This window comes from Mycobacterium deserti, from assembly GCF_025345615.1.
Taxonomy (GTDB): domain Bacteria; phylum Actinomycetota; class Actinomycetes; order Mycobacteriales; family Mycobacteriaceae; genus Mycobacterium; species Mycobacterium deserti.
Genome location: NZ_JAODWD010000001.1, coordinates 83,196 through 100,146, shown reverse-complemented (window position 1 = coordinate 100,146; position 16,951 = coordinate 83,196). Strand labels below are relative to the sequence as shown.

15 protein-coding genes are annotated in these 16,951 nt (G+C 67.2%); 9 read left to right on the top strand and 6 right to left on the bottom strand.

Annotated elements, in window-relative coordinates:
* Position 1: 1 nt before the first annotated feature.
* Positions 2-883: an AIM24 family protein gene (locus N4S67_RS00490; RefSeq protein ID WP_260990982.1), complete on the bottom strand. Its 882-nt coding sequence runs from the start codon at positions 881-883 to the stop codon at positions 2-4.
* A 38-nt stretch (positions 884-921) separates the two neighbouring features.
* Here N4S67_RS00490 and N4S67_RS00485 point away from each other — a divergent pair, with 38 nt between their 5' ends.
* Positions 922-1,122: a hypothetical protein gene (locus N4S67_RS00485; RefSeq protein WP_260990981.1), complete on the top strand. Its 201-nt coding sequence runs from the start codon at positions 922-924 to the stop codon at positions 1,120-1,122.
* Here N4S67_RS00485 and N4S67_RS00480 read toward each other — a convergent pair.
* Positions 1,119-1,580 (bottom strand): SgcJ/EcaC family oxidoreductase, encoded by a 462-nt coding sequence (locus N4S67_RS00480; protein WP_260990980.1) that lies wholly within the window; start codon positions 1,578-1,580, stop codon positions 1,119-1,121. The two genes, N4S67_RS00485 and N4S67_RS00480, sit on opposite strands and share 4 nt — an antisense overlap.
* Before the next feature lie 97 nt (positions 1,581-1,677).
* On the opposite strand from N4S67_RS00480, the gene N4S67_RS00475 reads away from it, so the two are divergent.
* On the top strand, positions 1,678-2,244 hold the full coding sequence (locus tag N4S67_RS00475; protein WP_260990979.1) for a hypothetical protein: 567 nt from the start codon (positions 1,678-1,680) through the stop codon (positions 2,242-2,244).
* Positions 2,245-2,254: 10 nt separating this feature from the next.
* On the opposite strand, the gene N4S67_RS00470 is transcribed toward N4S67_RS00475, so the two are convergent.
* The 3 genes from N4S67_RS00470 to N4S67_RS00460 are packed head-to-tail and all read right to left on the bottom strand — an operon-like array spanning position 2,255 to position 8,114.
* Positions 2,255-4,429: a molybdopterin-containing oxidoreductase family protein gene (locus N4S67_RS00470; RefSeq protein WP_260990978.1), complete on the bottom strand. Its 2,175-nt coding sequence runs from the start codon at positions 4,427-4,429 to the stop codon at positions 2,255-2,257.
* A 20-nt stretch (positions 4,430-4,449) separates the two neighbouring features.
* Positions 4,450-6,387 (bottom strand): ABC transporter ATP-binding protein, encoded by a 1,938-nt coding sequence (locus N4S67_RS00465; RefSeq protein ID WP_260990977.1) that lies wholly within the window; start codon positions 6,385-6,387, stop codon positions 4,450-4,452.
* On the bottom strand, positions 6,384-8,114 hold the full coding sequence (locus tag N4S67_RS00460) for an ABC transporter ATP-binding protein (RefSeq protein ID WP_260991994.1): 1,731 nt from the start codon (positions 8,112-8,114) through the stop codon (positions 6,384-6,386). Before N4S67_RS00460 ends, N4S67_RS00465 begins: the two co-directional genes overlap by 4 nt.
* Positions 8,115-8,228: 114 nt before the next feature.
* Here N4S67_RS00460 and N4S67_RS00455 point away from each other — a divergent pair, with 114 nt between their 5' ends.
* Positions 8,229-8,822, top strand: coding sequence for a DUF3558 domain-containing protein (locus N4S67_RS00455; RefSeq protein ID WP_390893162.1), 594 nt, complete (start codon positions 8,229-8,231; stop codon positions 8,820-8,822).
* On the top strand, positions 8,819-9,376 hold the full coding sequence (locus N4S67_RS00450) for a DUF3558 domain-containing protein (protein WP_260990975.1): 558 nt from the start codon (positions 8,819-8,821) through the stop codon (positions 9,374-9,376). Before N4S67_RS00455 ends, N4S67_RS00450 begins: the two co-directional genes overlap by 4 nt.
* A gap of 58 nt (positions 9,377-9,434) precedes the next feature.
* On the opposite strand, the gene N4S67_RS00445 is transcribed toward N4S67_RS00450, so the two are convergent.
* Positions 9,435-9,950, bottom strand: coding sequence for a SixA phosphatase family protein (locus N4S67_RS00445; RefSeq protein WP_260990974.1), 516 nt, complete (start codon positions 9,948-9,950; stop codon positions 9,435-9,437).
* A gap of 116 nt (positions 9,951-10,066) precedes the next feature.
* Between N4S67_RS00445 and N4S67_RS00440 the strand changes: the two genes are divergently transcribed.
* From N4S67_RS00440 to N4S67_RS00420, 5 genes are all read left to right on the top strand, one after another.
* Positions 10,067-11,215 (top strand): metallophosphoesterase family protein, encoded by a 1,149-nt coding sequence (locus tag N4S67_RS00440; RefSeq protein WP_260990973.1) that lies wholly within the window; start codon positions 10,067-10,069, stop codon positions 11,213-11,215.
* Positions 11,212-13,839, top strand: coding sequence for an AAA family ATPase (locus N4S67_RS00435; RefSeq protein WP_260990972.1), 2,628 nt, complete (start codon positions 11,212-11,214; stop codon positions 13,837-13,839). The genes N4S67_RS00440 and N4S67_RS00435 overlap by 4 nt, the downstream gene beginning before the upstream one ends.
* 63 nt (positions 13,840-13,902) lie before the next feature.
* Positions 13,903-14,709 carry a DUF2182 domain-containing protein gene (locus N4S67_RS00430; protein ID WP_260991993.1) on the top strand — a complete coding sequence of 269 codons (807 nt, stop codon included), beginning with the start codon at positions 13,903-13,905 and terminating at the stop codon, positions 14,707-14,709.
* A 14-nt stretch (positions 14,710-14,723) separates the two neighbouring features.
* Entirely contained in the window at positions 14,724-15,350 is a 627-nt protein-coding gene (locus N4S67_RS00425) for a DUF1326 domain-containing protein (RefSeq protein WP_260990971.1), read from the top strand.
* Between the two features lie 57 nt (positions 15,351-15,407).
* Positions 15,408-16,946, top strand: coding sequence for a GMC family oxidoreductase (locus tag N4S67_RS00420; protein ID WP_260990970.1), 1,539 nt, complete (start codon positions 15,408-15,410; stop codon positions 16,944-16,946).
* The last annotated feature ends 5 nt before the right edge of the window (positions 16,947-16,951 follow it).

The window sequence follows — 16,951 nt, the reverse complement described above, 5'->3', positions numbered from 1 at the left end:
CCTACTGCGTCGCGACCGCAGGCACGCCTTCCGACGGCTGCACGATGACGAAGCCCTGACCGTAGAACGACACCTGGACCGCCTCGCCGGACCCGCGTCCGATCAGGGCGCCCGCCTTGAAGCTCGTCTTCAGCTGTGTCTGCAGGTTGGCCGACCACGCGACCACTGCATTGGTGTCGGCGAAGGTCGGAGCCTCCGCGGCGTTGAGGACGACAGGAGGGCCGTCGGTGGTCAGCGCGACCCAACCGGTTCCGCGCAGCGTCGTGTTGAACAGCCCGCCTGTCGCCATGCTGCCGCCCTTCACCCGCTCGATGTTCCAGTCCAGGCTCGACGAGAAGGCCAGCACGTTCTTGCCGCTGATCGACAGGCCGGAGTTGTTGAGGTTCAGCAGATGCACGTCGTAAGCCCGTTCGGCGAGGAACACGTCGCCCTGCCCCTGGCAGCGCATCAACGGCAGGCCCTCGCCGGTGAGCGCTTTCTTGATGAACTTCGACGCGCCACCACCCTCGAAGGCGAAGTCGACGTTGCCCTGATAGGCGACCATCGCGCCTTGCCGGGCCATGAACGGTTCGCCGAGGCGCACGCGCAGCAGCTTCGCGTTCTGGTTGGCGATCGGCTTGTTCTCCTTTTCGCTGAACCGCCCATCGACCAGATCGCCGCTGATACCTGAGAACCCGTCGCCGCCGGCCTGACCGATCACCGCGGCCTGTGGTGCCTGGGTCTGTGCCTGCGGCGCGGTCGCCTGCGGCGCCCCGCCCATCGGCGCGCGAACGACCTGACCTTGGTGGGACACCTGATCCGTCCAGCGCTGGCCGTCCCACCACCGGTACTCGTAGCGGCCTTCCGGATCGGGTTGCCAGCTGCCTGGTCCTGTTCCTGTCATGGCCACCAAACTAGGGCAATCGCTGGCATTCTTGGGGTATGGCAAAGGAAATCGATCGGGTCCGAGCACAGGGCGCCCTCGCGGTCATCAGGCAGCACCCACTGTTGGTGCTGTTCGCCGTGTCGCCGGCGCTCGTCGCGGTCGGATTGGTCTGGTGGCTTGTCAGCCCGGGGCTGGCCGTCCTGCTGCTTGTCGCCCTGGTGCTCGCAGGCGGCGCCGCCCTGCTGCTCAAGCGCTAGCGCAGCCTGTTCGCGGGCGTCGGCCGAATGATCGTGTTCTGCCCGGCCGCGAGCCACCACTGCCCATCCCGGCGCACCAGCACGTAAAGCGCCATCTCGGAGAACGGGCTGTCCTGCTCGATGGGAATCGGTGTGCCATCAGAGGTCAACGCTGTCCGCCGGACCTGCGCGACGGCGACGTCGGGCGCGGGTGCATTCACCGCGACCTTCTCATAACGGGAACGCGGGCCTGCGACCGCTGCGGCGAACAGCCGCCGGTGGATCGCGTGCAGGGTGTCGTAGCCGCCGACGGTCGCACCGTACGGACTGCCCCACATCACGTCGTCGGCGACGTGCGCGTTGTAAACGATGGCGTCGCCGGTATCGACGCCTGCCTGCAGTTCAGCAACGAAAGCGTCGACGGCGGCGTGGGCGTCCTGCAGGGGCCGGTCGTCGGCACACAAAGTCGGTCGGTCCATGGACCCGACCGTAGGACCTCAACGGTTGTCGAGGTCAAGTCGTTCGCCCTGGGATGAAAGCATTCACACTGGTCTGTAACGGTGTAAGCATGTAATCATGCGACACAACATCCATGGCAGGCGCCGCCAAGGCGGCTGGCAGCAGGCAGCAAAACCCGACGCGAGCGACGCGGCCGACTGGTTCGCCGGTCGACTGCCCGACGGCTGGTTCGCCGGTGACCCGACAGTCGTCGTCGACCGGGAGGAGATCACGGTCATCGGGCGCCTGCCCGAACCCGAGGGCGGTGAAAGCGAGGCACGCGCCTCGGGCAGAGTCGCGCGGTTCCGCGAAGAGACCAGGTCCGAGCGCATGCGCATCGCCGACGAGGCCGAGGCGCATTACGGCCGCAAGGTGGCGTGGGGCGTCGAGGTCGGGGCAAGTGGCGACGAAAGTTCGGAGCGGATCCTGTTCACGCACTTGGCCGTACCCGTAATGACGCGGTTGCGTCAGCCCGAGCGCCAGGTGCTCGACACTCTGGTCGACGCGGGCGTCGCCCGCTCTCGCTCCGATGCGCTGGCGTGGTCGGTGCGATTGGTCGGCGAGCATGCCGACGAGTGGCTGGGCAAGCTGCGCGAGGCGATGCGCAACGTCGACGATCTGCGCGCCGAGGGCCCGCAGCTCTAGAACCGGCGGGCTAGACCCGTTCGACGCCGACGTACGACGAATTGAGCGCTGAGGTCTGCGAAAGCGGGTCGACCGGTCCGCCGTCGACGAGCAGGTTGCGGTTGACGCCGTAGGACTCCGGCTCCGATTTGCCACGCGGATCGAAGATCCTCGAGCCCCAGCCGTGGTCGACGATCACCACGCCGGGTCGCGGCTGGTCGCTGACCGACGCCGCCAGTTCGATCGACCCGACGGGCGAGAACACCTTGACCCGGTCACCCTCGCCGACGCCGAGGGCCGCCGCGTCGTCGGGGTGGATGACGACCTCGTTGTGCTTGCCGGCCGGGTGCAGTCCCGGAAGCTCGTTGAGCCATGAATTCATCGAATGGCGATGGCGTCGGTTCGCCATCTGAAATGGATATCCGGCCGGTGCGTGCGGATGCGGCCCAGCGAGCAGTTCCCTTGTGTGCTCGACGAACTCCGGTGGGGCCGCATGCACCTTCTTGTCCGGCGTGCGCAACGCCTCCCGGAAATGGCCGAATTCCCGCGGCCCCAGCACCACACCGTGCGGATGGGCCATGACGTCGCGCCATGTGACCTTGCGGCCGTTGACCTTCCGACTGGTCGCCACGGTCAACCGGTGGATCCAGTGCGGATTGAATTCCAGGCCCGGCCTGCCGGTGAGTCGCGCCAGACGCCGGGTGGCCTTGACGAATCCGTTAAGCCCCTTGGCGCGGAACAGCGGCTTGTCCATCGCGATCGCGAGGTCGGTGAAGATGCGCCACTCTTGGCGCGCGCCGGCCGGCGGGTCGACGGCCTTGGCGCCGTAGTGCAGGTACGGCTCGTCGTGCATATTGCTGGTGAAGGCCAGCAGGTCGTCGCGTTCGAGCCAGTGCACGGCGGGCAGCAGCCAGTGTGCGTGGCGGTGACTCTCGCGCTGCACGAAGTCGATGGCGACCAGCAGATCGAGTTGAGCGAATGCCTCGTCGAGCCGGGCGCCGTCGGGCCCGGAGACCACGGGATTGCCGCAGTTGATCAGCATCGCCTTGATCTGACCGCGTCCGGGCGTGGTTATCTCGTCGGGAAGTTCGGACAGCGCATGCGCGCCCGCCACCATCTCGCGCCCGGACAGCCGATTCTTGTGCGGCTTGGTCTTGATCATGCCGGACAGCCGGATTGCGTCGACGTAGCCCGGCTCGTAGCGGCGGCCACCGGGTCGGTCCATCCGGCCGGTGATCACGTTGAGCACATGGCCCAGCCATTCCGCGATGGTGCCCGAAAGGTGCATCGACACCCCGGTCCTGGTGACCGCCATGGCGGCGCGGGCGGCAGCGAAATCCCGGGCGACCCGCTCGATCTGTGCACGCGGCACATCGCACCGCGCGGCGAGGTCGTCGAGTTCGGCCTCGGCGGCGAGCGCGCGCAGATCGTCTACGCCCGTGGCGAGTTCGTCGCAGTCCTGGCGATGCTCGAGGCCCTCGTCGAGGATGACCTTCACCATCGCCAGCAGCAGCGCCCAGTCCTGTCCCGGCCGTACCGCCAGATGCACGTCGGCCTTCTGGACCGTCTCGGTCCGCAGCGGGTCCACGACGACGATCGTGGCGCCCTGCTTCTGCCGGGCCAGCGCGCGGCGCCAGCCGCCGGGCACCGTCTCCAGCCAATTCCACGCGCTCACTGCCGGATTGGTGCCGACGAGCAGGAAGTAGTCGCAGTTGTCGATATCGGACACCGGCGCCATCAGCAGTGACCCGTACATCGCCGTGGCCACGACATGCATCGCGTTCTGGTCGACCGATCCCACGAAGTACCGGCTGTGGGTGCCGACGGCGTCCAGCCACCCGTTCATGAAGATGATGTTCGTCGACGAGAACCCGGACGGATTGCCGTAGTACACGCCGATCGCATCGGGGCCGTCGGCGTCGATCAGCGCGTTCATCCGCGCGGCGATGTCCGAGATCGCCTCGTCCCAGGTGGCCTCGACGTACGAGTCGCCAACCCGACGCATCGGATTGAGAATCCGCTTCGGGTGCTCGACGAGTTGGTTCGCGGTGCGACCCTTGGCGCAGAAGTCCTGCCAGGTGTGCGGGTTCTGCTTGTCGGCGGAGATCTTGACGACGCGGTTGCCCTCCACCGTCACCTCGATGCCGCACGAGGCCAGGCAGTATCGGCAGAACGTGTGTACTTGCCGAGCGGTCGAAGTAGTCATCGACCTCGAGAGTACGTCGGTCAGACCTGAATCATCGCCCAATAAGCGCCACGCTTAGCCACCAGTTCGGCGTGGGTACCGCGCTCGAGGATCCGGCCCGCGTCCATGACCACGATCAGGTCGGCGTCGCGAATCGTCGACAGTCGGTGCGCGATGATGAAACTCGTTCGGTCGCGGCGCAATTCGGCCATCGCCTGCTGAATCAGCAGCTCGGTGCGGGTGTCGACGGAGCTGGTGGCCTCATCGAGGATCAGCAGTTGCGGGCGGGCCAGTACCGCGCGCGCGATCGTGATGAGCTGCTTCTCGCCCGCGCTGATGTTGCCGCCGTCGTCGCTGACCCGGGTCTGGTATCCGTCGGGCAGCGAGTGCACGAACCGATCGACGTAGGCGGCCCGGGCCGCTTCGAGCACGTCGTCTTCATCGGCGTCGGGTCGGCCATAGGCGATGTTGTCGTAGATAGTGCCGCCCAGCAGCCAGGTGTCCTGCAGCACCATCCCGATTCGCGAGCGCAGCGACTTCCGGCTGACCGTGGAGATGTCCACGTCGTCGACGAGGATGCGGCCAGAGTCGACGTCGTAGAACCGCATCAGCAGATTGACCAGCGTGGTCTTGCCCGCACCTGTCGGTCCGACGATCGCGACCGTGCTGCCGGGTTCGGCGACCAGGGAGAGGTCTTCGATGACCGGCGTCTCGGGGTCGTAGCCGAAGTGGACATGCTGGAACTCGACGCGGCCCGTCACCCTGCGCGAACGTTCCGTACCGCTCGAAACTCCGGCGCTTTCTCGAGCGGTAACGAACGTTCGCGCCGCGTCGGGCGGCTCCTCCTCGGCGTCGAGCAGGTCGAACACCCGCTCGGCGCTGGCCACCCCCGACTGCAGCGTGTTGTACATGCCGGCGACCTGCGTCAGCGGCTGATTGAACTGACGCACATACTGGATGAACGCCTGAATGCTGCCCAGGGTGATCTGGCCGGTGGCCACCTGGACACCGCCCACGACCGCGACCGCGACGTAGCTGAGGTTGCCGATGAACGTGGTGGCGGGCCCGACGAGCCCCGAGAGAAACTGCGCGCCGAAGCTGGCCTCGTACACCTCGTCGTTGAGCTCACGGAAGCGGTCCTGCGCGTGGGCGCGATGCCCGAATGTCTTGACGATGGTGAACCCGCTGTACGTCTCTTCGATATGTGCGTTGAGCCGCCCGGTGTTTCGCCATTGCGCGACGAACAGGCGCTGCGACCGGCGGGCGATGGCCCGCGTCGCCCACAGTGACAACGGCACCGTCACGACGGTCAGCAATGTGAGGAGCGGCGAGATGGTCAGCATCATCACCAGCACCGCCAGAACGGTCAGCACCGACGTCATCAACTGGCTGATCGTCATCGACAGCGAGGTCTGGATGTTGTCGACGTCATTGGTGACCCGGCTGAGCACCTCGCCGCGCTGACGGGAGTCGAAGTAGGACAACGGCATCCGGTGCACCTTGTCCTGGACATCGGACCGCAGGGCCACCATGGTGCGCTGCACCGCGACGTTGAGCAGGCGGGCCTGCAACCAGATCAGCAGCGCGGCAACCAGATACAGGCACAATGCGAGCAGCAGCGTGCGTGCGACCGCCCCGAAGTCGACCCCGCGCCCGGGTACCACGTTCATACCGGACAGCAGATCGGCGAACGTGGTATCGCCGCGGGTCCGAGCGGCCTCGATGGCTTGCTCCTTCGTCAGCCCGGCAGGCAGTTGACGTCCGATCACGCCGTTGAACAGCAGGTCGGTGGCGTGACCGAGAATCCGCGGTCCGATCACGCCGATAGCGATACCGCCGACACCCAGCAGGATCACTGCGGCCGTGAGGCGCCGTTGCGGCGTCAACCGTTTGACCAGCCGGACGGCCGAGCCGGTGAAATCGCGGGATCGCTGGGTCGGCGCCTGCATGACCCCGCGAATCGGGCGCGCCACCATCATCGGCCCACTGTGATCGACTGCGAATCCGCGAATTCGGCATACGTGGGGCACGACGCGAGCAGCGCCTCGTGAGTGCCGACCCCGACGACACGGCCGTCGTCGATGACGACGATCTGACCCGCCTGCGCGACCGTCGAGATCCGCTGCGAGACGATGACCACGGTCGCGTCGGCCGATGTCTCGCGCAGCGCCGAGCGCACCCGCGCATCGGTGTGCACGTCGAGCGCCGAGAACGCATCGTCGAACAGATAGACGGCCGGTTTGCGGATGACGGCCCTGGCGATCGCCAACCGTTGCCGCTGTCCACCGGAGAAGTTGTTGCCGCCCTGAGCGACCCGCATGTCCAAGCCGTTGGGGTGCGCGCGGACGAAGTCGTCGGCCGCGGCTACGCGCAGCGCGTCCCACATCTCGTCGGGGGTCGCGTCCGCCTTGCCATAGCGCAGGTTGTCGGCCACCGTCCCGGAGAACAGGTACCCGCGCTGCGGCACCAACCCCAGCGCCGACCACAGCTGCTCAGTGTCGTAGTCGCGCACATCGACCCCGTCGATGTGCACCGATCCGTCGGTGACGTCGTACAAGCGAGCGATCAGTGCCACCAGCGTCGACTTCCCTGAGCCCGTCGACCCGACGATCGCCGTCGTCGTCCCCGGCTCGGCGGCGAACGAAACATCGTGCAGCACTGGCTGTTCGGCGCCGGGATAGCTGAAGGTCGCTCCGTGCAGGCGGATGGATCCCTCGACGGCCGGGGGCCGCACCGGGTTCGACGGGCTGCCGATCTGGGCGCTGGTCGACAGCACGTCGGTGATCCGTTCGGCGCATACCGATGCGCGCGGAATCAGCACCAGAATAAAAGTGGCCATCAGCACGGCCATCAGGATCTGCATGAAGTACGACAGGAACGCGATCAGCGATCCGACCTGCATCTGGCCCGCGTCGATGCGCTGGCCACCGAACCAGATCAGCGCGACGCTGGAGATGTTGATGACCAGCGTAGTGACCGGCAGCATCAGCGCCTGCCAGCGCCCGGCATCGAGCACCACATCCGAGATCGACTGGTTCGCTTCGGCGAATCGGTTGCGTTCGAACGGTTCCCGAGCGAACGCGCGGATGACCCTGATGCCAGACAGTTGCTCGCGCATCACGCGGTTGATCCCATCGATCAGCCGCTGCACCTTGCGGAAGATCGGCAGCAGATGCGACATGATCCACCAGTTGGCCGCCGCCAGGATCGGCACGCTCACCAGTAGCAGCCACGACAGGCCCGCGTCCTGGTGGATCGCCATGAAGATGCCGCCGACCGACATGATCGGAGCGGTGATCATCATCGTGCAGGTCAGCTGCACCAGCAGCTGGATCTGCTGCACGTCGTTGGTGGTGCGGGTCAGCAGCGACGGTGCGCCGAAGCGGGCGGTCTCCTCGGCCGAAAACCCGGTCACGTGGTGGAAGATCGCCGAGCGCAGGTCACGGCCGAAACCCATACCCGCCCGCGATCCGAAGAACACCGCGCCGACCGCACACACCACCTGCAGCCCGGTGACCCCGAGCATCACCCCACCCAACTCGACGATGGTGCGCAGGTCGCCCTTGGCGACACCCTCGTCGATGATTGCGGCGTTGACCGTCGGCAGGTACAACGACGCGAGCGTGCTGATCAGCTGCAGGAGCGCGACAATCGCGAGCAACCACCGGTAGGGCTGTGCGTAACGTCGCAGCAGCGCCCACAGCATCTCGTTACTGTCGCACACCGGTCCGGGCGCCTCGCGGGGTGCGGCGCCTGAGAAATGGATAAAAAAGCAGGTCAACCGGCATGTCAGTGGTTGACGTTCTGACCTGCCGCTACAGTGCATGGCGTGACCCCAACCCCGCGCGCGGCTCGGACGAGTCGCAGGGCCAGTCGAAAGGCGAGAGCGCTGGCCGTGGCGGCGGCGACCATCATTCCGGTGTTTGCCGCGTGCTCGGACCCTGAGCCGACGAACCCCCAAGTGCCCGAGACATCGGCACCCGCGCAGAACGTCTCGCACGGGCCGTTCTTCCCGCAGTGCGGCGGCATCAGCGACGAGGAGATCATCAAGCAGACCCGGGTGCCGGGCCTGGTGAACACCGCCAAGACGTCAGTCGGCTGTCAGTGGCTGACCGGTGGCAGCATCCTGGGGCCGCACTTCTCGTTCACCTGGTTCCGCGGCAGCCCGATCGGGCGCGAACGCAAGACCGAGGAACTCTCGCGCGCGAGCGTCGAGGACATCAACATCGAGGGCCACGACGGGTTCATCGCCCTGGGTGAGGACCCCACACTGGGCAACAACCTGTGCGAGATCGGCATCCAGTTCGGCGACGACTTCATCGAATGGTCGATCAGCTACGCCCAGGAGCCCTTCCCCGACCCGTGTGACGTCGCCAAGGAACTGACCCGTCAATCGATTGTGAACTCCGAATGAGAAGCGCTTCCGGGCGCCGGTTCACCGCCGGCGCGGGTGCCGTGCTGGCCGTGCTGATGACGCTGACGGGTTGCACGCAGACCGTCGAGGGCACCGCCGCGAAGTCGGGCGGCGGCGACGTGCCGCGCAACAACGACTCCGAGCGTCAGTACCCGAACCTGCTCAAGGAGTGCGACGTGCTGACCGAGGACATCCTGGCCGAGACCGTCGGCGCCGATCCGCTGGACATCCAGAGCACGTTCGTCGGAGCGGTGTGCCGGTGGCAGGCCGCCAACCCGTCCGGGCTTGTCGACATCACCCGGTTCTGGTTCGAGCAGGGCGACCTCGACAACGAACGCCAGACCGCCGAGAAGCTGAATTACCGCATCGAGGACAAGCGCGTCGCGGGCATCGATTCGTTCGTGATGCGTCCCGAGGATCCCAACGGCGCATGCGGGGTGGCCAGCGAGGCGGCCGGCGTGGTCGGCTGGTGGGTCAACCCCCAGGCCCCCGGCATCGACGCGTGCGCGATGGCGTTGAAGCTGATGGAGTTGACGCTGGCCACCCGCGCCTAGCGCCGACGAGCGCTTGCGCGTGGGGGCACCTCCCGCCCGAAGGGCAGGGGGAGAGCTTTTAGCGGGGCACGTGGAAGGTGACCAACGTCGCGCTACCCAGCGTCAGCTGATCCCACGGATCGCCGGTGCGCAGCACCGCGATGGCCGAGGTCGGATACTTCGCCGAGATCTGTTCGGCGGCATCGGTGTTGCCGCCGTTCTGGGCGGCCAGGGCTAGCACCAGCGAGGACATCACCGGCTCGTGCCCGATGACGAGCAGCGTGTGCACATCGAAGCCGAACCGGGTCTGCACGGCGTTGATCTCGTCGATGACGGTGGCGGGTGTCGCGTCGTAGATACGGTCGACGAACTCGACGGGTGCGTCGATGCGGGTCTGTTTCAGCGTCTCGCGGGTGCGGGTGGCTGTCGAGCACAGCACTGCATCCACCGCCGGTGCCTTCGCACGGAGCCAGTCGCCGGCGAGTCCGGCTTCGCGCACGCCGCGTGCCGCCAGCGGACGGTCGTGGTCGGCGACGCCGGCCGGGTAATCCGACTTGGCGTGTCTTAACAGGATGAGCGTGCGGGTCACGGTCATCCGACTAACGGTAGGGCATGCCGACACACCTCCCAGGACTTGTCGGCGCCCGGTCCTACACTCGCGATGCCTGGCAAAGGACCGAGTACGACGGACAAGGTAAGGGGGCCCTGCAGATGCGTTTCGTGCACACCGCCGACTGGCAACTCGGCATGACCCGCTACTTCCTCAACGGTGAGGCGCAGCCGCGGTATTCGGCCGCGCGCCGTGACGTCGTCGCGGGGCTCGGCTCGCTGGCCGCCGAGGCCGGGGCCGAGTTCGTTGTCGTGGCCGGCGATGTCTTCGAACACAACCAGCTCGCTCCACGCGACGTGAGCCAGGCGCTGGAAGCGATGCGGGCCATCGGCGTTCCGGTGTACCTGCTTCCGGGCAACCACGATCCGATGGACGCGGCGTCGGTGTACACCAGCGCGCTGTTCGTCACCGAGTGCCCCGACAATGTCACGGTTCTCGACCGGGCGGGTGTCCACGAGGTGCGGCCAGGGCTGGAAATCGTCGCCGCGCCATGGCGTTCCAAGGCCCCGACCACCGATCTGCTCGGTGATGTGCTCGACGGCCTTGAGGCGGACGGCGTCACCCGCGTGGTCGTCGGACACGGTGCGGTTGACATCCTCGTCCCAGACAAGGACAGGGCGTCGCTGATCCGTCTTGCCTCGCTGGAAGCGGCGATCAGCCGTGGTGCGGTGCATTATGTGGCGTTGGGCGACAAGCACTCTCGTATGCAGGTTGGGTCGACCGGCCGGGTCTGGTACTCGGGCTCGCCGGAGGTCACCAATTACGACGACATCGAGCCCGACCCCGGCCAGGTGCTGCTGGTCGACATCGACGAAACCGAGGACCGCAGGCCCGTGCGCGTGGAGCCGCGGCGGGTCGGTAGGTGGCGGTTCGTCACGCTGCGCCGCACAGTGGATGACAGCCGCGATGTGGCCGACCTCGACATCAACCTGGACCAGATGCCGGACAAGGACCGCACTGTTGTGCGGATCGGGTTGCGCGGGTCGTTGACCGTGACGGACAAGGCGAAGCTCGACGCGTGCCTGGACAAGTACTCGCGGCTGTTCGCGGCGCTGACTCTGTGGGAGAAGCAGTCCGACATCGCAGTGATGCCCGCCGACGGCGAGTTCGACGACCTCGGCATCGGCGGCTTCGCGGCCTCGGCGGTCGACGAGCTTGTCGGCACCGCGCGTTCCGGCGGCGAAGACGCCGACGACGCGCGTGCGGCGCTGGCCCTGCTGCTGCGCCTGGCCGACCGAGGTGTGGCATGAAACTGCACCGTATGGTCCTGACCAACTACCGCGGTATCACGCATCGTGAGATCGAGTTCCCCGATCGAGGTGTGGTGGTGGTCTGCGGCGCCAACGAGATCGGCAAGACCTCGATGATCGAGGCGCTCGACCTGCTACTGGAGGCCAAGGACCGGTCGTCGAAGAAGGAAGTCAAGCTGGTCAAGCCGACCCATGCCGACGTCGGCGCCGAGATCACCGCCGAGATAACCACCGGCCCTTATCGATTCGTCTATCGGAAGCGCTTCCACAAGCGCGCGGAGACACACCTGACGGTGTTGGCGCCGCAGCGCGAACAGCTCACCGGCGACGAGGCGCACGACCGCGCCCGGGCCATGCTCGACGAGACCGTCGACACCGGGCTCTGGCAGGCGCAGCGGGTGTTGCAGTCCTCGTCGACCGCGGCCGTCGACTTGTCGGGTTGCGACGCGTTGTCGCGTGCGCTGGACGTCGCCGCGGGCGAGTCCGCGCAACTGTGCGGTGACGAGCCGCTGCTGGTTGACCGCATCGAGTCCGAGTATCTGCGCTACTTCACCCGCACCGGCAGGCCGACGGGGGAGTGGGGGGCGGCGACCAACCGGCTGAAAGCCGCCGACCAGGAGTTGGCCCGCTGCGCTGCCGCGGTCGCCGAGGTCGATGAGGCGGTGCGCAGGCACGCGGCGCTCACCGACGACCTCGCTCGCCTGGCCGGTGAACGTGCGGCGGTGGCCACCCGGCTGGCGACGGCCCAGGCCGCAGCGGATGCCGTCGCGGCGGTGACGCGTCAGCTCAAGGAGGCCGAACTCGTCGCTGCCGCAGCCGAAGCGGGCCGTGTTGCCGCCGTCGCCGCGGTCACCGAACGCCGACGGCTGCGGGCCGACATCGATGAGCGGGCGAGCGTGATCGCCGATCTCGAAGCAGCCGTGGCCACGGCCGTCGATGAGCAGGCGACCGCCGTCGAAGTGCAGGAGGCCGCCGAGTTTGTGGCCGCGCAGGCGCGGGCGGCGGTGGAGGCCAGCCAGGGTCGCGCCGACGCGGCCCGGCGTGCCATCGACCAGCTCGCCGACCGCGACGAAGCTGAGCGGCTCGCGGCCCGGCTGGCCAAGATCGATGTGTGCCGGCGCGAGCTCGAGCGCACCGAGAAGGGGCTGGCGGGCATCGCGCTGACCGAGGCGTTGATGCGGACCATCGAGGACGCATCCACTGCGGTCGAGCTGGCCGCAGGTCAGGTCGAGCTGATGTCGGCGCGGATCGAACTGACTGCGGCGGCCGATGTCGATCTCGTGGTCGGCGGTGAAGCGGTCCGTCTGGCGGCCGGCTCGTCCATGACGTCGAGCGCGACGGCCGCGACCGAGATCGAACTTCCGGGCGTGCTGACCGCCCGTGTGGTCCCGGGTGTTCCGGCATCGCAGACGCAGGCCAAACTCGATGCGGCCCAAGGGGTTCTGGATACCGCTCTGGCAAAGGCCCAGGTCCGAGATGTCGCCCATGCGCGCGTCGTGGACGGGCAGCGTCGCGAGTTGGTCGGTGCCCGCGAGCGGTTCCGCGCCAGGCTGGAGGCGCTGAGCGCCGAGGAGGACATCGACGCCCTGCGGGCGCGGCTGTCCGAATTGCAGGACCGCGAGCCGGCCGACATGAGCCTGTTCGACATCGGAGTCGACGCAGCGACCGCGCGCGCCGACCTCGACGCCGCCGTCGCGGCGCACCAGAAGACGATCGCCGACTGTGAGACGCATCGCCTGGTCGCCGAGCAAGCGGCACGGCGGCTGGGTCAGAAGACAACTCAGGCGAGCGTGTCGACCGAGAAGCTGGCCACCGTGCAGGGCGAGCTGACGCTGGCACGCGAGCGGCTGGCCGCGCAGCGGGCCGTCACCACCGACGACGAGTTGGCCGTCACGGCTCAAGCCCAGGTAGAAGAGGCCGACCGCGCCGCCGCGCTCGTCGCCGAACTGGGCGCTGAACTCGCCAGCACTGCGCCAGAAGCCGTGGCGGCTGCGCTGAGTGAGGCTACACATGATGCCGAGGCCCTCGGGCGGCGGCACGATCAGGTCACAGAGGCGTTGCGCGACGTCGCGAGCGCTCTGAAGGTGTACGGCACCGAGGGGCGTAAGAGTCAACTCGACGCGGCCGAAACCGAACGTGAGCACGCCGAGGCCGAGTATTCGCGAGTGCAGCGCCGGGCCAGGGCTGCGCACCTGCTGCGCTCGGTGGTCGCACGCCATCGCGACGCGACCCGGCTGCGGTACGTCGATCCGTTCCGCAACGAAGTGGAACGGTTGGGGCGCATCGTGTTCGGCGAGAGTTTCGAGGTCGAGATCGACACAGATCTGCGGATCTGCAGCCGCACCGTGTCCGGGCGCACCGTGCCCTACGATTCGCTCTCCGGCGGCGCCAAGGAACAGCTCGGCATCGTCGCGCGGCTAGCCGGCGCGGCGCTGGTGGCCAAGGAGGACACGGTCCCGGTCGTCATCGACGACGCATTGGGCTTCACCGACGCCGATCGGCTCACCAAGATGGGCGCGGTGTTCAACGCGGTGGGTGGCGACGGCCAAGTGATCGTGTTGACCTGCAGCCCGCAGCGGTACGCAGCGGTGGCCGGCGCGCACCACATCGAATTGACGGCGTAAGCCCGGTCAATCCGCCGCGCCGGTCTCGCGCCGGTGTCATAGTTGGCTTCAGGGGTGGCTGAGATGACCGTGCGCGAGACCCGTGCGGCGGGCAGAAGTGAGATCTGGGTCCCCGCTGGGCTGCTGGTGCTGGCGGGCCTGGGGTGGTGGTGGTCGGCTGTCAGCGCGGACATGGGTGGCGCCGGCGAAATGCCGGTCGGGCACCCTCCCGGCATGGCGATGGAGCCTCATGCCGGAGTCGCGGTGCAGCCTCACATGGCCATGTCCTTCGTCGCCTTTCTCGTGGCGTGGGTGGCGATGATGGTGGCGATGATGTTTCCGGCGGTCCTGCCGGTCGTGCGCCTCTACAACAGGGCCGCCGCCAAGGGGCGCGCCGCACCTGTGAGCTTCTTCGTCGGTGGGTACATCGTGTTGTGGAGCGCGCTCGGCATTCCCGCGTTCTTCGCATGGAGCCGACTCAACGAGCCGCTCGCACAGGGAACCCCGTGGGCCGGCCGCGTCGCCGGAGTGGTGGCGGTGGCTGCGGGCGTATACCAGCTCACGCCCCTCAAGTCGGTGTGCCTGCGTCACTGCCGGTCGCCGATGTCGTTCTTCCTGCGCCACGGCAAGCACCTCGACCGTCCGGCGGGCGCGCTGCTCGCCGGCGGGCGTCACGGTCTGTTCTGTGTGGGCTGCTGCTGGATGCTGATGGCGCTGCTCGTTGCCTTCGGTGCGATGCAGTTGGCACCGATGGTGATCCTCGCGGTGCTGATCCTGCTCGAAAAAGCCGCACCGTTCGGTGAACAAATCGCACGCGGCGCCGGTGCGGTGCTGCTGGCGCTGGGTGTCGCACTGTTGGTGCACCCGGCGTTCGTAACCCATCTCATCTGATCGAAAGGCTGGCCATGACCACGACCGAACAACGGACCCGGTGGCACATCAAGGGCAGGGGCTATGAGTTCTGCAACTGCAATCCTGGTTGCACATGCAACTTCTCGGGCTTTCCGAGCTCCGCGGACGGCAGCTGCAAGGCGATGGTGGGCAACGACATCACCGAAGGCACTTGCGGCGAAGTCGATCTCGCCGGGGTCAAGGCCATCGCTGTGATCGACTGGCCGCACGCCATTCACGACGGTGACGGTAAGGCGGTTTTCATCGTCGCGCCCGAAACCACCGACGAGCAGATCGAGTGCTTGTCGCAGATCTACACCGGCCAACTCGGGGGCGATCCCTGGGCCATCCTGGGCACCACCTTCGACGTGGCAGGCTTGGTCAAGGCGCCGATCACGTTCGACGGGACCGGGGTGAAAGCCACGATGACGGCCGAGGGCGTCGGCAATGCGTCCGGCGACACCCTGAAGAACCCCGTCACCGGCGAACCGCACCAGGCGCAGATCGTGCTGCCCGACGGCTTCATCTGGACGAAGGGCGAATGCGGGGTGGGAAGCTTCGAGGTCGAGGCCGCCGGAATCCATCTCGACTACACCGACACCAACTGGATCTACTACGAATTCGACTGGTCGAACGACTGAGTCGCAATCCCGTCGAACCTGTCTCGGCTTTCCGCCGGGACTCCTAGACTGCGGCGAATGGACGCCGACTACATCGTTGTGGGAACCGGGTCGGCCGGATCCGTGGTGGCTGGCCGCCTCAACGAGGATTCCTCAGTGCAGGTTGTCGCGGTCGAAGCGGGACCTACCGACAAGGACAAATTCATCCGCATCCCGGCGGGGTTCCAGAAGCTGTTTCGCGGGCCGCTGGACTGGAACTACCTGACTAAACCGCAGAAGGAACTCGACGGACGCGAAATCTACTGGCCGCGAGGCAAAGTCGTCGGGGGTTCGTCCTCGATGAACGCGATGATGTGGGTGCGCGGCTTCGCGGCCGACTATGACGAGTGGGGCCAGGCGGCAGGCGAGCAGTGGGATTACGAACACATCGAGCCGTACCTTCGGCGCATCGAGAACGGACCGCTGTCCATTAGCCCGCAGCGCAGCCCGCGCAGCTCCACAACAGCCTGGCTGGCCGCGGCCGAAGAGTGCGGCTATCGCATCGAGAAGCCGAATCAAGCTGCACCGGAAGGATTCTGCGAGACACTGGTCACTCAGCGCAGAGGCGCCCGCTGGAGCGCCGCCGACGCCTACCTCAAGCCCGCGCTCAAGCGCCCGAACCTGACCCTGGCGACCGAAGCGCTGGTGACCCGGGTCGTCTTCGAAGGCCGCCGCGCCGTCGGGGTGGAGATCGACCAGCACGGCTCCCGGCACATCATCAACGCCCGCCGCGAGGTCATCCTGTGTGGCGGCGCGATCAACAGCCCGCAGGTGCTGATGCTCTCGGGCATCGGCGACCGTGAACGACTGGCCGGACACGGCATCGAGGTTCGCGCCCATGCACCCGACGTGGGGAAGAACCTGCTCGACCACTTCATCGCCGCGCTGGGCTTCGACATTCCTAACGACAGCCTCTTCGGCGCTGAGAAACCGTTGCAGCTGCTGAACTATTTCCTGCGGCGCCGAGGCATGTTGACGTCGAATGTGGGTGAGGCATACGGGTTCGTCCGCAGTCGCCCCGATCTCGGGCTGCCCGATCTCGAACTGATCTTCGCCCCCGCCCCGTTCTTCGAGGAAGGCATCGGCGACCCGTACGACACACACGCGGTCGTGCTCGGCACCATCCTGCTCAAGCCGAAAAGCAGCGGCACCATCGAACTGGGTTCGGCGGATCCGCGGGACAAGCCGATCATCGATCCGCGCTATCTCAGCGATCCCGACGGCGCCGACCGCGCCGCGATGATGTCCGGCTTGCGGATGTGCGCCACCATCTCGAAGTCACCCGCGCTCGACGGGATCATCGGCAGGATCGCGCGACCGTTCGACGCCACCACTCTCGACGACGAGACGCTCGAGCGAGCACTGACCTATGTCTCCCACACGCTCTACCACCCGGTCGGCACCTGCCGGATGGGCAGCGACAACGACAGCGTCGTCGATCCGCAACTGCGGGTCCGCGGCGTGGAGAACCTGCGCGTCGCAGACGCGTCGGTGATGCCGACGATCATCCGCGGGCACACCCACGCACCCAGTGTGCTGATCGGCGAGAAGGCCGCCGAACTGATCTGCGCCGGCTGACGGGA